The sequence below is a fragment of the Cyclobacteriaceae bacterium genome (assembly GCA_030584025.1).
Classification (GTDB): domain Bacteria; phylum Bacteroidota; class Bacteroidia; order Cytophagales; family Cyclobacteriaceae; genus UBA2336.
In genome coordinates this window covers 1540384-1558286 of record CP129487.1, presented here as the reverse complement: position 1 = coordinate 1558286, position 17903 = coordinate 1540384, and the positions used below count along the sequence as shown (strand labels likewise).

The following is a 17903-nucleotide window of genomic DNA, read 5'->3' as shown; positions in this document are numbered from 1 at the left end:
CGCTTGTCAGAAATAATGCGCTTCCTATTCTTTAAGCTACTCCTAATTACTACCAGCCTTGCTTCTGCGCAAACCTGGGATTCATTAAACACCCAAGGGCTAAAGCTTTACCTGAAAGGCAATTATGAACAGGCACAAGCAATCATGACAAAGGCGTTGGCGCTCGCTGAAGCCGACTCAGGCAAAATAAGTACAGCTTACACGATTAGTCTTACTACACTTGCGCAAATCAATAAAGCTACTGGCAATTACACACTTGCTGCAGAGCAGTTTCTGACAACCGTAAACATTACCGACAAGCTATATGCAAGTGCTCATATTGATCGAATCGACACCCGAATTCAATTGACCAATTTATTTCTTGAATCAGGGCAGTACGATAGCTGTGAGATCTACCTGAAACAATGTTTAAAGTTATTTGAAAATGCCCTGGCTCATAATCGCGATCATTACAATGAAAACTATATATCATTTGTATTAGCCTTTGCCAATACACAAAATTCAATGGCCTCCCTTCACCGTAGAACAGGGCAACTAAAAAAAGCCACACAAGAATTGGAAGAAACTGTCTCCTTTTTAAAAGAAAGATTAGATACACTTGCCGCAGAAACTATTGAATATAAAACGCTATTGAGTAATCTTACCAGTTATTACCTGGAAGAAGGAAACATTGAAAAGGCTGGAAAAGTTAACAATGAATATATTTCATTGATTACCAATAAAAAGTCACTCTCGTACCTATATGCACTTCAAAATCAAGGCAACATCTATCGCAGATTAGAGGAGAATGATTCAGCAATACATGTGTGGAACGCTGCGCTATCCATTATTGATGGTGGGCTGTATGTGGGAAGCCAACTACACCTATCCATTCTTGTAAACCTGGGGGAGGTATATAGTTATGCAGAGAATCACGAAAAGGCCATTTTGTATTTGTTGAAGGCCCGTGAATTACTGGAAAAGCCTGGAGGTGTCAATCCCAGAATTTATCAAACCACATTATTAAACCTTGCACTTACATATTTCTATAATCTTAATTATAAGGAGGCTGATGCCGTGTTTGCTACGCTGACTGATCATCTGCTAAATGAGGTGCAACATAATTTCACTTACCTGAGTGAAAATGAAAAAATAGCGTTTTACCGAAACCAGCAAGATATTCTTACAGAGTATATATACTTTGCTTTACATGCATCGGGTGTTATTCCTACGGATGGTTCCTATCAAAATCCGGATATCACGCAAAATCTATATAACCTTCAGATTTTGACTAAAGGTATAATTCTAAATGCCAGTCATAAAGTAAAAAACGCTATAGTTAGTGGGGAAAATCAACAATTAAAAGACGATTATCTTCAATGGGAATACCTTAAAAATGAATTGGCCCGATTAATCCGAAGCGAAAATCCATCGGCCAATCAAATTGGTCAACTCTCCGCTATGGTGGAAGACCTTGAAATGAAATTGAGCCGCGAATCGGCAGCCTTCAAAAAAGGATTTCTTGTTGAGAGTATTTCATGGAAAGACATTCAACAAAAACTAAAACCCGGTGAGGCCGCGGTGGAGATGGTACGCATGTACAATGGATTGCTATACGGAGCATTAATCATCACACCGCAAACAACAGAAAGACCCATACTGGCCATTGTAAAGAGTACCGAAACCCGAAGACTTGAAAAAGAGTATGTGCGGCAGTACATCAATGCCATCAGCTACCGGTATACGGACACACTCTCCTACTCAGTGTATTGGAAGCCCATCGCGGATGCCATCAATAAGACATTACCAAAAAAACAGAAATTGAACCGTGTGTATTTCTCTCCGGATGGCGTCTACAATCAAATCAACTTGAATACCTTGTTCGATCCGCAATCCGGAAAATACCTGATCGATCAGGTAGAAATTCATCAACTCACCAACACTAAGGAATTACTGAAACCTACAACAGCAGAAAAAAATGTACTCAAGCATGCTGTGCTATTTGGAAACCCGGCTTTCACACTAGCCAACAAAGCAGACCAGGAACTATTCACCGAATTACCCGGAACTGAAAAAGAAGTAAACGCCATTCATGACCTGTTAAAATCAAACAAGTGGTCAGTGGAACTTTATAAAGGAAATACGGCTAATGAATATCAGGTAAAGTCCATATCCAAAACTTCTATTCTTCATTTAGCCACGCACGGCTTTTTTAGCGATTCCGAAAATGAATCAAATTCACTGGTGTGGATGCTGATTAATTCGGGCATTGCCTTGGCAGGTGCCAATCAACCCAACTTACTTGACTATGAAGATGGTGTACTGACTGCCTACGAAGCTGTTAACCTCAACCTGGATCAAACCCAACTGGTTGTATTGTCGGCATGCGAAACCGGTTTGGGTGAGTTTTATCCTGGTGAGGGTGTTTATGGTTTGCGGCTGGCGTTAAATGCAGCGGGCGCTTCAAATATTATGATGAGTTTATGGAAAGTAGATGACACCGCTACCCAGGAGCTAATGGTTTACTTTTACCAGGAGTGGTTACGAAAGCCTGGAAATATGCGTCAGGCTTTCCGATCGGCACAACAGCAGTTGCGCAAAAAATATACGCATCCGTTTTATTGGGGGGCATTTGTGCTATCAGGCTACTAAAGCCTTATTTTATTTTTTGAAGAAAATCAAAAATGTTGTTCCCTCACCCACTTTACTTTTAACCTCAAGCTTTCCACCCAACGCTTGCAACTGAGATTTTACCAGGTATAGTCCTAAGCCCTTACCTTCTACATGCGTATGAAAGCGTTTGTACAGCTTAAACAAATCCTGCTCAAATCGTTGTAAGTCAATTCCCAAACCGTTGTCTGATATTTCGAGTTTTACAAATCCCTGCTCCTCAAACCCACGGATCATGATCATGAGTTTTCTTTCCGGATCACGATATTTTATGGCGTTGCTGATCAGGTTGTAAAGAATGCTCTCCATATATGGACCAAGAAACGGAACCCGCGGAATGCCGTTTAGCTGAATGTCAATTTCTGAACCTGTAATTTCTAAATCAGGACGGATCAGGTCAATGGCACGAATAAGGTAATCGTGAACATCCAATCGGTTGAGTGCTTGTGTATTCAACTTATCAATTTCAAGAATAAGGTTGATATCACGAATAATTTGATCGAGCTCCTGCGTGGATGTTGTCATTAACCCCAATATCTTATTTCGTTCCTGCTCTTCAGTGGATTTGAGTAACGAGCTCAATCCCAGCAAACGCGCTACTGGCGACCGCAAATTATGAGAAACAATGTAGGAGAACTGCTTTAGCCTGTTATTATGTTCAATTAATTCGGTATTGGCGTTTCGCAAATCAACTGTTTGACGCTGCACCTCGGCATACAATTGCTGGTTTGATTGCTCGATAATTTCCTTTTGCTTTTGAATAATGATGTTGGCATGATTTAAATCTGCATTCTTGAGCAAAAGTTCATTATGCTTGGCTTCAATTTCTCTTCGCTGCAACTCAAGTTGTTCATTATGCAACGTTATCTCCTCGTTTTGCGCTTGTATTTCTTCGTTTTGCGCCTGTATCTCTTTGGTTCTTTCGTAAACTAATTTTTCAAGCTGAACATTTTGCTCGGTAAGCAATTTCCTGCGATCAATTTCAGATTGACGTAAGCGCTCTGAAATACCAAACAACGATTTTGTTTGGTATGCACCAAAAAACAATAACGGAACTGCCAAAACAAAAATAACAACCTGAATCAGGTATGAATTTCTAAGGGCTCGATGGTAATCATGATCGGCTCTGTTAGCAACCTCATCTTCAAATTGAGTTACAGATTCCGAAAAAACAACATATCGCTCAAATAAGGAGTACCCCGGATCTTGAGCTAGTCTTGCCACAAAAATTTCAACATGCCCCTCATCAATTACAGTAAACATACTGTCTACAAAACTAAAATAAGCCTCCACCGACTTTTTAAAGTCGTTGTACTCATCCATATGCGGAAACTCTTGCTGAGTCAGCGACTGATCAAGCTCATCCAGTGTTTTGCGAATTTCAACTTTTGCTGTTTGAGATGCTCCCCGAATCTGAGGATTTTCCCGTACAAGCGCATACCCTCTCAAACCGATATCAGCCAAATGCAAATACCGGATAATGTTATTGGTATTAACCGCCACTTGTTCTGCTTCCTCAGCAATCTTACGGCTTTCCCGTATGGATTGGCTATTTTGGTACGCCAGGTATATGCTTACCAAAAGTAACACCGTAGTAAGTGTAACCACTGGGTAAAGATTCCTGATCCGCAAGGGCTTATCAACTTTCATTAACACTCAATAACAACAGAAAAACAAAAGCGTTACTTTTTTGTGATACTTTAAGCTTCAAACTATAAGAATGCCAGCATATAAAGATAAAGTTTACCGCAACGCCTATAGTTAGCTTACCGGTCAGTTGCAAACCTAAGCGAAAAATCCAGATCAACCCATTCACTCACTTTTACCATGCCCATCATCCGTACCGGTGGGGTTAACCCATAGTCGGTAAGGGAAATTTTCTGCTTGCCGAATATCAGTAGACTTTCCGGATTCTCCACCTTACACCGCACTACATACTTTTTGGTCACTTGGTTAATGGTTACGTTTATTTCTGCCTTTCCCTCCCGCCAGGCAGCATTTGGCAACCATTGTGGTATCAGCGCTGCAAGCTCAACCTGAATAAACGGATTATCTTCTTCCTGCAGCATCTTCCGGAAATCCTTGTTCATAATTCCATTTCCGGAATCGAATGCCCGGACCTTCAGGTCTATAATTCCACCGGAAAGACGAAGCGCGCCCTCGTTGCGCCTAACGCGCACAGGTCTATCGAGCGTGATGTTCTCGGTATATTGAAATTTAAAATTGTTAACATTCGTAGAACCGTATACCGTTACATCGCTGGAAGGATGGATAAAAATCTGATACTCCTGGGCCCTCAATTCATTTTCTGCCCCGGCAAACAATAAACAACTGATAATAATTAACGGCAGTTTGGGCATAGGAAATTCAACTTCGCTAAGATGGCGAAATAGCAGCTTATTTTGAAGGCTGAAAAACCATTTTAAAATGAACATCAACTTCGTTACCCGTTTTAATGGTTCCAAAAAGTGCAGTGGGCGGATCAATGGAGTAGTCCGTCATCTTTATCGGTACCTTACCTTCAAACACTATACCACCTTGTTGTATTTTAGCGGTAGCCGAAATGGAAACAGATTTTGTAACACCTGCAATCCGCAGGTTTCCTGTGGCATTAACGGTGGCTAAACCATTTTGCAGACGCGTCAGGGAGGTAATTTTACTCAAAGAAAACGTTACACTTGGATGTTGCTCAGATTTCATCGCCCGATATACATTCTTATCCATTCCCTTCTCATAATAAGACCCATCTTCACGAATGCTCCGGATTGCAGCTACACTTGCTGTAGCAGAGAGGCTTTTCAGTTCACTTAGTTGATTCTGTTCCTGCACAGCCTGTAGTGTTCCGGTTAGTTGTTCGGCACGGCACCACCAATCGTGCAAGGATGATGTGCCTTTTATGATCACCTCACTTTTCGCCAGATCCAATTGATATAACGTTTGCGCTTGTGCATACAGCGTTAGCAGACTCAAAATACATGTACACCAAGTCAATCGAAAGTTCATAATCCCCAAATATAGGCAAGCGCATACTCATACACCTGATGTTTGTCAGGTTCAGTAAATGCCAAACATCATGGAAATTAAGCTTAAACACTGCTTGGTTTGAACTGAGATAACCAAAAAAGAAAATGAGCAAGCTATTAATTGAAAAAGTTGCACTGGTAACCGGTGCAGGTTCAGGAATCGGACGTGAAGCTGCTATACGCTATGCCCGTGAAGGCGCACATGTAGTAGTGTCCGATATGAATGAAGCTGGCGGATTAGAAACCGTTGAAAAAATTAAAGCGTTCGGTGGCGATAGCATCTTTATAAAGGCAGATGTAAGCCAACCCGAAGCACATGAAAAACTGATCGCAAAAACACTTGAAAAATATAAAGTACTTGACATAGCCTGCAACAATGCCGGAATAGGCGGAGAAAGTAATCCCGTTGGCGATATGAGCATTGATGGCTGGAAAAAGGTCATCGACATTAATCTTAACGGAGTTTTTTATGGCATGCACTACCAGATTCCTGCCATGTTGAAGCAAGGCAAAGGCGCGATTGTGAATGTGGCTTCCATACTCGGCCAGGTTGGCTTTATGAATTCATCGGCATATGTAGCGGCCAAACACGGGGTTGTTGGACTCACCAAAAATGCTGCAATGGAGTACTCGGCAAAAGGCATTCGAGTAAACTCGATAGGCCCTGGATTTATTAAGACTCCCCTGCTCAATCAGTTGGATGAAGCCACCATGAACATGTTAGTATCGTTGCATCCGATTGGCCGGCTGGGTGAATCGAAAGAAGTGGCAGAACTAATTGTTTGGCTCAGTTCCGATAAAGCCTCGTTTGTAACAGGAAGCTACTACGCGATTGACGGTGGCTACTTATCGCAATAGCCTTATTTAAAAACGCTCATCTCCTTCCAAAGCTGACTGAATTCCTTCAGGTACGAACGGATTACGGGTGTCTCTTTGGTAAGCAGAATATTTTCGTGATTATATCGGGCTGCACTGCGCGTCCAGTTATAGCTTCCTGTTAACAGCGCGCGTTCATCCACCACCATAAACTTATGGTGCATATGGTTAGGTGTGTTGTCTATTTTAACCGGTATACCCTCATCGGCCAACTGTTCAATGTCCGATCCTTCATCTTCCATTTTATCATTGTCGGTAATAACCTGAATCGGCACTCCTTTTTTATGGGTAGTAATAATGGCATCAGTAATCTGATCATCACTAATGGTGAATACACAGATTTTCACATCACGTACGGCCTGATTCAATTGGTTAATAATTACCGACCGGCACGCCTCTCCCGGGCTGAAGTACACATCTGAATTCTCCTGCTTATCGGAAGTAATGAGTGCACTGTTTGCTCCCTTTATCCATTCGATTATAAACCGATAGTTTTCGGGTGTAACCCGCTCGTTGGCCATTTCATAAATCCGGCTTCGTAAAAAGTTTAATTGATGCTGATCCAACGGTTTTTCACCAATGAGAGCGCGAAGACTTTTCCGTTCTGCCTTCGAGAAAAATTCATCCTGGATACTTTCCTCCAGGTGTGCGATAATTTCTTCCATAAGAATTAAACATACAAAATCTGAACAGGATTTGTAACTTGCCGACCATTTTTAAAATCAATTTAAACCATGAAAATTGCTGAGATCCACACCAAAAAGGGGGTTATGAAAATCAAATTCTTTGAAGAAGATGCCCCGAACACTGTAAAGAATTTCATTGACCTTGCTGAACATAATTTTTACGATGGCTTAACCTTCCACCGGGTTATACCCAATTTTGTTATTCAGGGCGGTTGTCCGAATGGCATTGGAAATGGCGGACCGGGCTACCAGATTAAATGTGAACTAACAGGCAATAATCAATATCATGATCGCGGAGTTTTATCCATGGCGCATGCCGGAAGAAACACTGGTGGATCGCAGTTTTTCATTTGCCACAGCCGTGATAATACCAGCCACCTCGACCGTAACCATACCTGTTTTGGTAAAGTGTACGAGGGATTAGAGGTTATCGATCAAATCCGTCAGGGAGATGTAATGGAGAAAGTCATTATTAAGGAAGTAGATTCAATTTAAGTTTAGCCCATTTGCAAAAGTATTTTCCTGATCCGAATATGGATTGGTATAGTTTATGTTACCTTCATACAGGTTTTTAAATCAACCCTCACATGAAAAATCTCATAACAGCTATGCTTGTATGCCTTACAGGTCTTTCGTTTGCACAAGGCTTTATTGCCGCACTTGAAGCCGATGATATGGCCGTAATAAACGGAAAAGAATGCACGGTAAAATTGGTGAATGGCGATGAAGTGACCGGAAAATTTTTAGGAGGCACATTAATCAATGGCTACCTCAGCAATTTCAACATTCGATTGGAGAATGGCGAAAAAGCAAAATTCAAGCCTGAAGAGGTTGCCAGGCTTTCCGTAAAAGCATCAAAGCTTGCCAAACTGGCCATGATGATGGAATCAGCATCATCTGTTAAAGAAATGACAAACTCGAATTTTGATGAAATTGTAAACCGGGAATACATTGTTTTTGAAACCGCCATGCGCCATAACAAAGCAGGTAAAGTTCGACTGATGCAGTTACTGAATCCTGGATTTGACAGCCAGATAAAAGTATTTGCCGACCCGAATGCAAAGGAAACGATGGGTGTTGGAGTTGGTGGCGTGAAACTCACTGGTGGTGCAGATAAATCCTACCTGTTCGTACAAAATGATGAAAAAGCAGTGTTGGTCAAGAAAGGGAGCTACAAGAAAAACTTTGATGAACTATATGGAAACTGTCCGGCCATGCTTCAGGTTTTTGCCGGTGAAAAAGTGAAGTGGAACGATGTGGCAGGGCATGTGTTTGCATACGATCAGGTATGTAAGTAAGCGAAATACAAAAACCTAATGTGGTAAACGTTGTTAGTACAGTATAAACCTGTATAGATGAAAAAACTATTAACCGTTCTATGTCTTATACTTTCCGTTGGTACTGGCATAGCTCAGCGATCAGCACCCGATGTGATTGAAACTTCTGCAGGAAAATTAACTATCCAACCCATTCTGCATGCTACACTGGCCATGACCTGGAACAATGTGACGATTTATGTTGATCCCTATGGAGGTGCTAAAGCGTTTGAAGGATTAGCCGCACCTAATTTAATTCTGATCACCGACATCCATGGCGATCACATGAACCTCGAAACCTTAAAAGCCATTGAGACATCACGCGCACTGATCATTGCACCCCAAGCCGTTCGGGAAAAACTGCCTGAAGAGCTCGCCAACCAAACCATTCCACTGTCGAATGGGGCTTCTCATAAACAATTTGATATTACCATAACCGCTGTACCCATGTATAACCTTCCGGAAACAGAAGATTCGCGCCACCCGAAAGGCCGGGGCAACGGGTACGTACTGGAATTGGGCGGTAAGCGTATCTACATTTCTGGAGACACAGAAGACATTGCCGAAATGCGTGCCTTGAGTGATATTGATATTGCTTTTGTTTGCATGAACCAGCCTTTTACCATGACGGTGGAGCAAGCGGCCAGTGCGGTTTTGGAATTCAAACCGAAGATTGTCTATCCCTTTCACTATCGCGGACAGGGGGGCTTCAGCGATATAGAGGCATTCAAAAAAATAGTAAATGCGGGCAATGAATCAATCGAAGTAAGGTTGCGCAATTGGTATCCGGATTATTCGAATTAGTCACTTTTTAATGAATTTCTTACATTTGAAAGGAATTTAGACCATTCAAATGAGAATTCTTAGTTGGACTTTAATCTCTGTTAGCAGGGCCATCCTGCTTATGTCATGTCTTCTGTTTCTTTCTTCGTATGCACAGGCACAAACAGCCGGACAGGTGATGTTTGTCGGCTATAATGCAGATGGCACAGATGGTTTCGCCTTTGTAACATTTGTTGACGTGGCTAACGGTACAACTATTTATTTCCATGATAGCGAATGGAATGGAAACCCAATAGGTGGCGGAGGCGCATTCGTTGCTGGTGAAGGCTCAATAACATGGTCTAATAATACGGGAAATACAATTCCTGCTGGAACAGTCCTGATAGTGGAAAATAGCGCCTCTGCTACTCCAACTGTAAATATTGGTTCGGTCTCGAGATCGGGAGGGTTTGATGTTGGAGCCGGAAATGAGGTCTTATATATGTTTTTAGGCACAGATGCTTCAACACCAACCGTATTTCTCTCCGCAATTGCAAACGATGGATTTGGTGCCAACGGAACATTAACTAATACGGGACTCACCACAGGTGTAAATGCTATATCAATTACAGGCGATGAAGACGTCATGGTATATACCGGCAATACAAATTGCACCTCAACCATTGCCGACTGCGCTTCAGAAATTGCAAATGCTACTAACTGGACCACAGCTGATGGAGGTGGAAATCAGGCTACCGGCTTCTTCCCCGATGATGTTCCATGTGTTTTCTATGGCGTTGCATTGGGCCAAATCACATATTATTCAAGAAATGTTACATCCGGTGGCAATTGGGATGACCCAAATTCCTGGACAACAAATTCGGATGGTTCAGGTGGACCGCTTGCAGCGGGTGTTTGGCCCAAACGCCATGATAATGTTGTTATTCTAAATGGTCATAACATTACGATCAATAACATTGCCGATAATATGGCCTGTGGTATTTCACCTGATGACCTTGGGCGTAGCAATGTTGGCCCTTTCGTATCATCGAACATTGCCATGTTCTACCAAACGGGTGATATTGAAATTGGTGGGACGCTTACCGTTAGCGGTATTGAAATGATGACTGAAGGCTACACACACGTTTTGGCTGGAGGCTCATTTATTTTAGGATCAAACCTGGTAAATCTTGGATACCTGGAAGCTGATGCAACTTCTACACTCACCTGTCTTGACGACCTTGTACTAACCGGTAACAGCATCACTATCATCAATACAAACTCAACCTCAACAGATGATCTGATAATTGATTTTACGAATGCCACCCTCTGCGGAAGCGGAACAGCCACATTACAGAATGGAGCCGGCAGTCAGGTTACCTATACCAATGGGGCAACACAGGCCCAGATTTGCTCAACCTTTACCATCAATTGTATTGGAGCAGGTTGTTCGGGTTTTCCAGTTGTAGGAACCGGTACTGCTGTTGGAAATGTTGGACCCGGTGGCGTTGGTCAGGCAGCTTCGAATTCAATATGGTACATGGCCAACTTCGGAACGTTTACGGATGTAGGTGTAACGCCAGCTACCAATGGTCAGCAAATCCGGCAATGGAACGACCGATCAGGAAACAACAGGCACGCCACACAAGCCACAGCCGGAAACAGACCGTTACTTCATACCAATGGCGCAAATAGTTACGCTGCTTTGCGCTTTACTGGTGACCTGTTTATTGATGGCCCATCACCGGGCATGGCAAGCACAAGCAGCTATACCTACCTGATTGTTTTCAGAGATACACTGGGTGCTGGCGTTGGATTAGGAGGAACAAATGATGGTGCCGGTCACTTTATTCTGGACAGAACTGCGGTTACGAATGAACTTGTATCACTTAAGCCTGTAACCGGTAACAGATACTTCTATCAAAAGCGAAATAATGCGGGTGGTGGACTAGGTGGCATAACGGGAACTACGGCCATTAATACCAATACGAAAATCATACAAATGCGCAGGAACTATAATGTCAATTATCAGATGTTCTATAACAATGCGCAGGAAGGCGGAAACCTGGCTGATGCTGATGGTGCCACAACACCACCAGGCCCCAGAATCGGTAGGCACACAAACACAACCAATGGCGGACTAAGAGGATACATTAATGAATTTATCGTTTATAATTATGCGATCAACACGGCTCAACGAATAATTATTAACAACTACTTAAGCGCGAAATATGGCATCACATTAGGGGCTGATGATGTGTATACAATGGATGACCCAGGAAATGGAAACTATGACCATGAAGTAGCAGGAATCGGACAAGCCAGTGATGGATCCAGTCATCGGGATGCCAAGGGAACCGGAATGGTTCGCATGACAGTAGCGGGACCAACTTTAGCAAACAATGAATGGTTGTTATGGGGACATGATAATGCATCGCTCACCAGCAACTTTGCAGACATTGGCGCCCCCATTCTTGAACGGCTCAATCGGGTTTGGCGTATAAGCGAGACCGGAGATGTAGGTAACGTAACCATTTCATTTGACATTAGTGGATTAAGTGGAAGCCCTATTGGATCTAATTTACGACTGCTAATAGACCGAGATGGCGATGGATTTTCTGATAATGATGTGACACCCATTAGTGGCGGGGTGATCGCTGGCGGAGTTATTTCATTCAGTGGAGTTAATTTTCAAAATGGAGATCGGTTTACTTTAGGTAATACTGATCTGAGTGCTCCGCTGCCCATTGAACTCAAAACTTTCTATGCTGAAGCGCGTGAACAAATGGTTCACTTGTTCTGGACAACCGCCTCAGAAACCAATAATGATTATTTTACGGTTGAGCGCTCTAAAACCGGAAGTAAATGGGAACAGGTGCTGCAAGTGGATGGCGCAGGCACCACAACATCTTTGAAAAATTATTCAGCCGTTGATGACGGGCCTTTTGCCGGACTATCCTATTACCGCCTAAAACAAACTGATTTTGATGGAACATTCTCTTATTCAAAAGTCGTATCGGTAACCATTGAACCGCGTGGCGAGTTGGAAGTTTTTCCCAATCCATCAACCGGATTGTTTACGGTGCGCTCACCTTTTCAGTTTAATCAGGTTCAGTTATTGGATCAGCTTGGGCGTAACGCGCACATTCGGGTTGAACCGATAAACAATCGGGAAGCGACAATTGATGGCACCCAAAATACACCGGGTTTGTATTTCCTCCAGGTTTCCGATGGCCACGTTGTTAAAACCGTACGAATTATTATCCGCTAACCCTTCGGTCATTATTTAATTGATATTATCGGAAAATCTCCGGAGCTTTAGTGTATTCTATTGATCCGGAAACCGATGACAAAAATCTGCCTCGTCATCTGCTGTGTTGTGTATTCATGGAGTGCCTTCAGCAATTCTATGCTCATCCCTATGGATGATCACCAACACAACCACTTGAAAGCTTATGGACTTGCCTATTTCATGTTGCAACGGCAAACTGAAGTTGATTGGTTGTTGAACTATCGGGGTGGCAGCTTTTTATTTTCTTATTCGGCAGAAGCTGAAACAGAATGTAAACTGCGTGGTATTTCATACGAAATCATCAGTGCCGCTAAAGTCAATACACTTTTAAATGAGATATCAAGTCCTGCCGTAAACATGAATGTGGTGCGTCTCGAAAAAGTACCCCGCATTGCTGTTTATTCTCCCAAAAGCGATTTTATTCAGGATGAAACGGATGCCGTTATTCTCGTACTCGAGTACGCAGAAATTCCATTTGATATTATTTATGATGAAGAAATACACAACGAGGCGCTAGCCCGCTACGATTGGGTTCACCTGCACCATGAAGACTTTACCGGACAACCGGCACGCGCCCGGTGGCGCGAATCGGCCATGCTGGAATACCAGACTCAAGAAACCACCGCTGGTCGACTGGGGTATTCATCGGTGCCCGCTATGAAACTGGAAGTGGCAAAACAGCTCAAAACTTTTTGTGCTTCCGGTGGCTACCTGTTTGCCATGTGTTCGGCTGCTGAATCGATTGATGTTGCATTGGCCGTAAATGGCCTGGATTTATTTGAGTTAGCGGATGATGAAGCACAACAACAGGCACTAGACTACTCCCTTTCACTCGCCTTTGAAAACTTTGTGCTTGAGCCACCGTACAGCAGGCGGTTCAGTGACATTAACGTGGGTCGCGGCTACGGATCCATGGGTTCCTATTTTTCATTATTTACATTCTCCGCCAAATGGGATATTATTCCTTCCCTGCTAACACAAAATCACGAACATATGATTCGTGAATTCAGCGGATTGACCACAGCTTTTAATCGCGGATTGGTAAAGCCAGAGGTGCTGATTTTAGGCGAAAACAAGGAAGCTGGGAACGTGCGGTACATGTTTAACGAACTCGGTAAAGGGTTCTGGACATTCTACAGTGGTCACGATCCGGAAGGTTATCCCGGTCGCGGCAGGTCAGCCACCGATTTGAATTTGCATCCAAACTCTCCGGGATACCGGTTAATTCTGAACAACGTATTATTCCCATCAGCACAAAAAAAGAAACAGAAAACCTGAATTGATAGACGTTAGATTTAAGACATAAGTAATAAGACTTAAGTTATAAGACGAGAATTAAAATAATAGCCATTATGAAAACTACTTTCCTATTATTTCTGATTATACACGTATCGTTCGCTCAGATACCCTCTACTGAAATCCAAATTAAAATTGCTGTATTAGCCGCACCGGAAGACAAACGGGATGGCGCGATGGTTTATGGTTACAATACAAAAGGCGAGTTTGTTGTGCTTCGAAAAGGAACAAATGAATTTGTTTGCATAACGGATGATCCGAAAGCAAGTGGCTTTAATGTATCTTGTTATCATAAAGACCTTGAACCGTTCATGGCGCGTGGGCGCGAATTGAAAGCTCAAGGAAAATCCTTCCAGGAAATTTTTGACATACGGGAAGTTGAAGTAAAATCAGGAAAACTATTCATGCCCAAGCAAGCCACCAACCTGCAGGTGTTCTCCGCTCCTTCCGAAAACTACAATGCTGAAACAGGTGAAGTAACAAAGGGAAATTTTAGATATGTAGTTTACATCCCGTGGGCCACAGCGGAGAGCACAGGACTTCCCCTAAAACCCGAAGCACCCGGCATGCCGTGGATCATGGATCCGGGAACACACAGGGCGCATATTATGATTAATCCGCCTGCGAAGAACTGAAAGGATTTAGTGAACACAGTTTCTACTTCCATTTGCCAGACCACTTATTGGCGGTACGCAGTTTTTGAAGTGTCCCGTCTGAGAGAAACTGTTCAAGTTTTTTATTCATGATACCAGTTGACGTAAGGTGAAACTGACCACATTCATCACATGGATACACCGCAATGGGGCCTGATCGCTTGCCATAGTCGAACTGTATATGCACTTCGATAAGTGCTTCAACCGCTATGTCTTCGCTTAAGTAAGATCGTTTACCAGATGAACAACCAGCCATTACCGTTTGCGTAAATGTTGAATCAATTTCGCATAAAAACCTGAAATACAATGAAAAGTTTTCGCATCTTGATCAAACGAACTTGATTTTATAACTATTTTCTTTGCTCCAGGGCCGCAGGGCCCCGCATCCCCGGTCAACACGGCTTTCTATCCGCACATGCCAATGCCAGGCCAAAGATAGAAAGAGGTGTCGCCCGGGCATGCTGAAGATTTGTAGTCGTGATGTAAGCAACTTGAACTTTTAACATTAGAAATAACCTAAACACAATGAAAAAAAATTTGCTCCTTTTCTTCCTTTGCTTACTCGCACTGGGGGTAACAGCCCAACAAAATCCTCAAGATGTTTACAATAAGCTGGCAGAAATTGCCGTCATCGATCAAAAAGTGATGATGCCTATGCGCGATGGTGTGCGACTGGCAACCGACATCTATCGCCCAAAAGGAAATGCCAAAGTACCAATTGTATTTTCACGAACACCATACAATTTCAACACATGGGTAGATGGCGAAATGCGGACCCGCACACTTGAGGCTGCGATTGATGCAGTCCAACGTGGTTACGCCTACGTAGTTCAAAATGAACGCGGCCGCTTTTTCTCTGAAGGCGAATGGGATATTCTGGGAACACCCCTTACCGATGGTTACGATGCCTTTGAATGGATGAGTAAACAGCCGTGGTCGAATGGAAAGATTGGCGTGATCGGTTGTTCTTCTACGGCCGAATGGCAAATGGCGGTAGCATCACTGAATCACCCCGCTCTTGCTGCTATGGTGGCACAAGGATTCGGAGCCGGTGTTGGTAAGGTTGGTGAATATTATGAACAGGGTAACTGGTACCGCGGAGGAGCTCAGCAAATGTTGTTTACCGCGTGGCTCTATGGAACACAGAATGATAAATACAAACCCACACTACCAAAAGACATTACGCAACAAGACCTGATCCGCATCCAACGTTTTTACGATATGGCCACAGAGATGCCGCGTCAGGATTGGGCACAAGCGCTTCAGCATTTACCCGTACAGGACATTATCAAAAATGTAAACGGCCAGGAAGGCGTGTATGAAAAGATGATCAGGCGTAAGCCAAACGACCCAGCCTGGTTTACGGGTGGCCTATATCACGACACCATGCCACTGGATGTGCCGGCCTATTGGTTTGTGTCCTGGTATGATGTGTCGTCCAGTCCGAACCTGGCCTTATTCAATCACGCTCGGAATAATCCGAACAAAGAAATTGCAGACAACCAATACCTGGTTATTGCTCCTACCCTGCATTGCGCCTATAAACGCGCAACCGAAAATACCATTGTGGGTGAGCGCAGTGTGGGCGATGCCCGCTTGAACTACGATGAGCTTACCTGGGGATGGTTTGATCTACTTTTGAAAGGTGAGCAAAATGATTTCAAGAAAAATACACCACGTGTTCAATACTATACCATGGGCAGTAACAAATGGCAAATATCTGACACATGGCCACCCAAAAATGCTGTAATGACAAACTATTTTCTAAGCAGCGAAGGCAAGGCCAACACCCGTAACGGTGATGGTAAACTCGTAGCGAAAGCACCGTCTGCTGATAACCCCGATACCTTCAAATACGACCCAATGAACCCGGTAAAATCGCATGGCGGAAATGTTTGCTGTACCGGCAATGCGGTACAAGGTGGCGCATTTGATCAATCGGAAATGGAATTGAGGGACGATATTCTCGTTTATACATCCGAGCCATTGAAGGAAGGCATTGAAGTAAGCGGGTTTATTGAATCCACGCTGTATTTGTCGAGCGATGTAAAAGATACCGATGTGACCATTAAACTTATTGATGTGCATCCGGATGGGAAAGCCTATAACCTGGATGAAACGATTCAGCGGGTTCGCTACCGTGAGGGCTATGAGAAGGAAGTGTTTATGGAAAAGGGAAAGGTGTACGAAGTAAAGCTGACTCCGATGAGCACCAGCAATTACTTTGCAGCCGGTCACCGCATTCGCATTGAAGTGTCGAGCTCCAACTTCCCGCGCTTTGAACGCAATTTAAATACTGGTGGTAACAACTATGATGAAGTTACAGGTGTGGTAGCCACAAACACTATCCATCACTCGAAGAAATACCCATCGGTAGTGAGATTGCCTATCGTTAGAAAATAATGATTGAACTAAATTCTTTGCGTCCTTGCGCCTCTGCGGTGAAAATTTAAGCTTACTGCTGAATCAATAACCGCTGAGGCGCCAAGGCGCAAAGTGAATTTCATCGCAACACTACCTAACCCCCAGCACCTTAAACGGAAACATTAAAATGGCGCCTATGAATTGAAACACCAGGCTAATGGATAGCCCGATGATCTTAAACGGAAGCAAGATCAACCAGATCAGTGGAAAGAGAAAGATCAGCAAGAGGGCCAACGGCCAGCACAGCACCAATAAAATGAACCAAAGAATAACGGCTATGAGTGTACGCATAGGTTAATAAGTCTGCGTTGGGCTATACAAAATCAGCACCACAATGGTAATACGTTGATTTTCACCCTTAAACACAAGCTACTCATTTACCTGCTATCCGGTACTGTACACCCAACTGTTCAGGGGTGTACAGCAGTTGGACATCAAAAAAATTCCTATTTTTAACCACCATGCCGAAACTTATCATCAACAGCTTTGCCGAGTTTGAGCAACACATCGGTAAAGAACTTGGGGTATCTGAGTACCACAAAATCACGCAGGAGCAAATCAACCTGTTTGCCGATTCCACCCTCGACCACCAATGGATTCACACCGACCCGCAACGGGCGGCAACGGAAAGCCAATTTAAGTCCACAATTGCACATGGTTATTTAACCCTATCGTTGGTACCGCACCTATGGGACCAGATTGCCGAGGTGAACAACTACACCATGCTGGTAAACTACGGCATCGAAAATTTAAAGTTCAACCAACCGGTGCTGGTAAATCAGGAAGTAAGGTTACGCGTGGTGTTGCAAGCCCTTACCAACTTGCGCGGCATAGCAAAAACTGAAATGAAGGTAACGCTGGAAATCAAGGATAACCCGAAGCCGGCCTTTACGGCTACTATTGTGTTCCTATATCATTTCAAGTAA

The 17903-nt window shown here is 43.4% G+C and carries 16 protein-coding genes; 10 read left to right on the top strand and 6 right to left on the bottom strand.

Features of this window, described 5'->3' with window-relative positions; all coding sequences use genetic code 11:
* The first annotated feature begins 15 nt into the window (after positions 1-15).
* Positions 16-2631 carry a CHAT domain-containing protein gene (locus QY309_07320; GenBank protein WKZ61288.1) on the top strand — a complete coding sequence of 872 codons (2616 nt, stop codon included), beginning with the start codon at positions 16-18 and terminating at the stop codon, positions 2629-2631.
* A 9-nt stretch (positions 2632-2640) separates the two neighbouring features.
* On the opposite strand, the gene QY309_07315 is transcribed toward QY309_07320, so the two are convergent.
* From QY309_07315 to QY309_07305, 3 genes are all read right to left on the bottom strand, one after another.
* Positions 2641-4299, bottom strand: a complete 1659-nt coding sequence (locus tag QY309_07315) for a HAMP domain-containing sensor histidine kinase (GenBank protein WKZ61287.1) — start codon at positions 4297-4299, stop codon at positions 2641-2643.
* A gap of 116 nt (positions 4300-4415) precedes the next feature.
* A complete protein-coding gene (locus QY309_07310) occupies positions 4416-5009 on the bottom strand; it encodes a YceI family protein (GenBank protein WKZ61286.1) in 594 nt (197 codons plus the stop codon).
* Between the two features lie 37 nt (positions 5010-5046).
* Positions 5047-5652: a YceI family protein gene (locus QY309_07305; protein ID WKZ61285.1), complete on the bottom strand. Its 606-nt coding sequence runs from the start codon at positions 5650-5652 to the stop codon at positions 5047-5049.
* A gap of 125 nt (positions 5653-5777) precedes the next feature.
* On the opposite strand from QY309_07305, the gene QY309_07300 reads away from it, so the two are divergent.
* Positions 5778-6530 (top strand): SDR family oxidoreductase, encoded by a 753-nt coding sequence (locus QY309_07300; GenBank protein ID WKZ61284.1) that lies wholly within the window; start codon positions 5778-5780, stop codon positions 6528-6530.
* A 2-nt stretch (positions 6531-6532) separates the two neighbouring features.
* Here QY309_07300 and QY309_07295 read toward each other — a convergent pair whose 3' ends face one another.
* Entirely contained in the window at positions 6533-7213 is a 681-nt protein-coding gene (locus QY309_07295; GenBank protein ID WKZ61283.1) for a phospholipase D-like domain-containing protein, read from the bottom strand.
* Positions 7214-7282: 69 nt separating this feature from the next.
* Between QY309_07295 and QY309_07290 the strand changes: the two genes are divergently transcribed.
* The 6 genes from QY309_07290 to QY309_07265 all read left to right on the top strand — a co-directional run bounded on the left by QY309_07290 (position 7283) and on the right by QY309_07265 (position 14535).
* Positions 7283-7729 carry a peptidylprolyl isomerase gene (locus tag QY309_07290; GenBank protein ID WKZ61282.1) on the top strand — a complete coding sequence of 149 codons (447 nt, stop codon included), beginning with the start codon at positions 7283-7285 and terminating at the stop codon, positions 7727-7729.
* A gap of 92 nt (positions 7730-7821) precedes the next feature.
* Complete coding sequence (locus QY309_07285) at positions 7822-8532, top strand: hypothetical protein (protein WKZ61281.1); 711 nt, start codon at positions 7822-7824, stop codon at positions 8530-8532.
* Positions 8533-8589: 57 nt separating this feature from the next.
* Positions 8590-9354, top strand: a complete 765-nt coding sequence (locus tag QY309_07280; GenBank protein WKZ61280.1) for an MBL fold metallo-hydrolase — start codon at positions 8590-8592, stop codon at positions 9352-9354.
* Between the two features lie 49 nt (positions 9355-9403).
* Positions 9404-12583 carry a T9SS type A sorting domain-containing protein gene (locus QY309_07275; protein ID WKZ61279.1) on the top strand — a complete coding sequence of 1060 codons (3180 nt, stop codon included), beginning with the start codon at positions 9404-9406 and terminating at the stop codon, positions 12581-12583.
* A 75-nt stretch (positions 12584-12658) separates the two neighbouring features.
* Positions 12659-13882: an asparagine synthetase B gene (locus QY309_07270; protein WKZ61278.1), complete on the top strand. Its 1224-nt coding sequence runs from the start codon at positions 12659-12661 to the stop codon at positions 13880-13882.
* Between the two features lie 74 nt (positions 13883-13956).
* A complete protein-coding gene (locus tag QY309_07265) occupies positions 13957-14535 on the top strand; it encodes a hypothetical protein (protein ID WKZ61277.1) in 579 nt (192 codons plus the stop codon).
* A gap of 22 nt (positions 14536-14557) precedes the next feature.
* On the opposite strand, the gene QY309_07260 is transcribed toward QY309_07265, so the two are convergent.
* Entirely contained in the window at positions 14558-14809 is a 252-nt protein-coding gene (locus QY309_07260) for a hypothetical protein (GenBank protein ID WKZ61276.1), read from the bottom strand.
* A 269-nt stretch (positions 14810-15078) separates the two neighbouring features.
* Here QY309_07260 and QY309_07255 point away from each other — a divergent pair, with 269 nt between their 5' ends.
* Positions 15079-16956 (top strand): CocE/NonD family hydrolase, encoded by a 1878-nt coding sequence (locus tag QY309_07255; protein ID WKZ61275.1) that lies wholly within the window; start codon positions 15079-15081, stop codon positions 16954-16956.
* 111 nt (positions 16957-17067) lie between these two features.
* On the opposite strand, the gene QY309_07250 is transcribed toward QY309_07255, so the two are convergent.
* Positions 17068-17268 carry a hypothetical protein gene (locus tag QY309_07250; protein WKZ61274.1) on the bottom strand — a complete coding sequence of 67 codons (201 nt, stop codon included), beginning with the start codon at positions 17266-17268 and terminating at the stop codon, positions 17068-17070.
* A gap of 170 nt (positions 17269-17438) precedes the next feature.
* Here QY309_07250 and QY309_07245 point away from each other — a divergent pair, with 170 nt between their 5' ends.
* Positions 17439-17903 (top strand): MaoC family dehydratase, encoded by a 465-nt coding sequence (locus QY309_07245; protein ID WKZ61273.1) that lies wholly within the window; start codon positions 17439-17441, stop codon positions 17901-17903.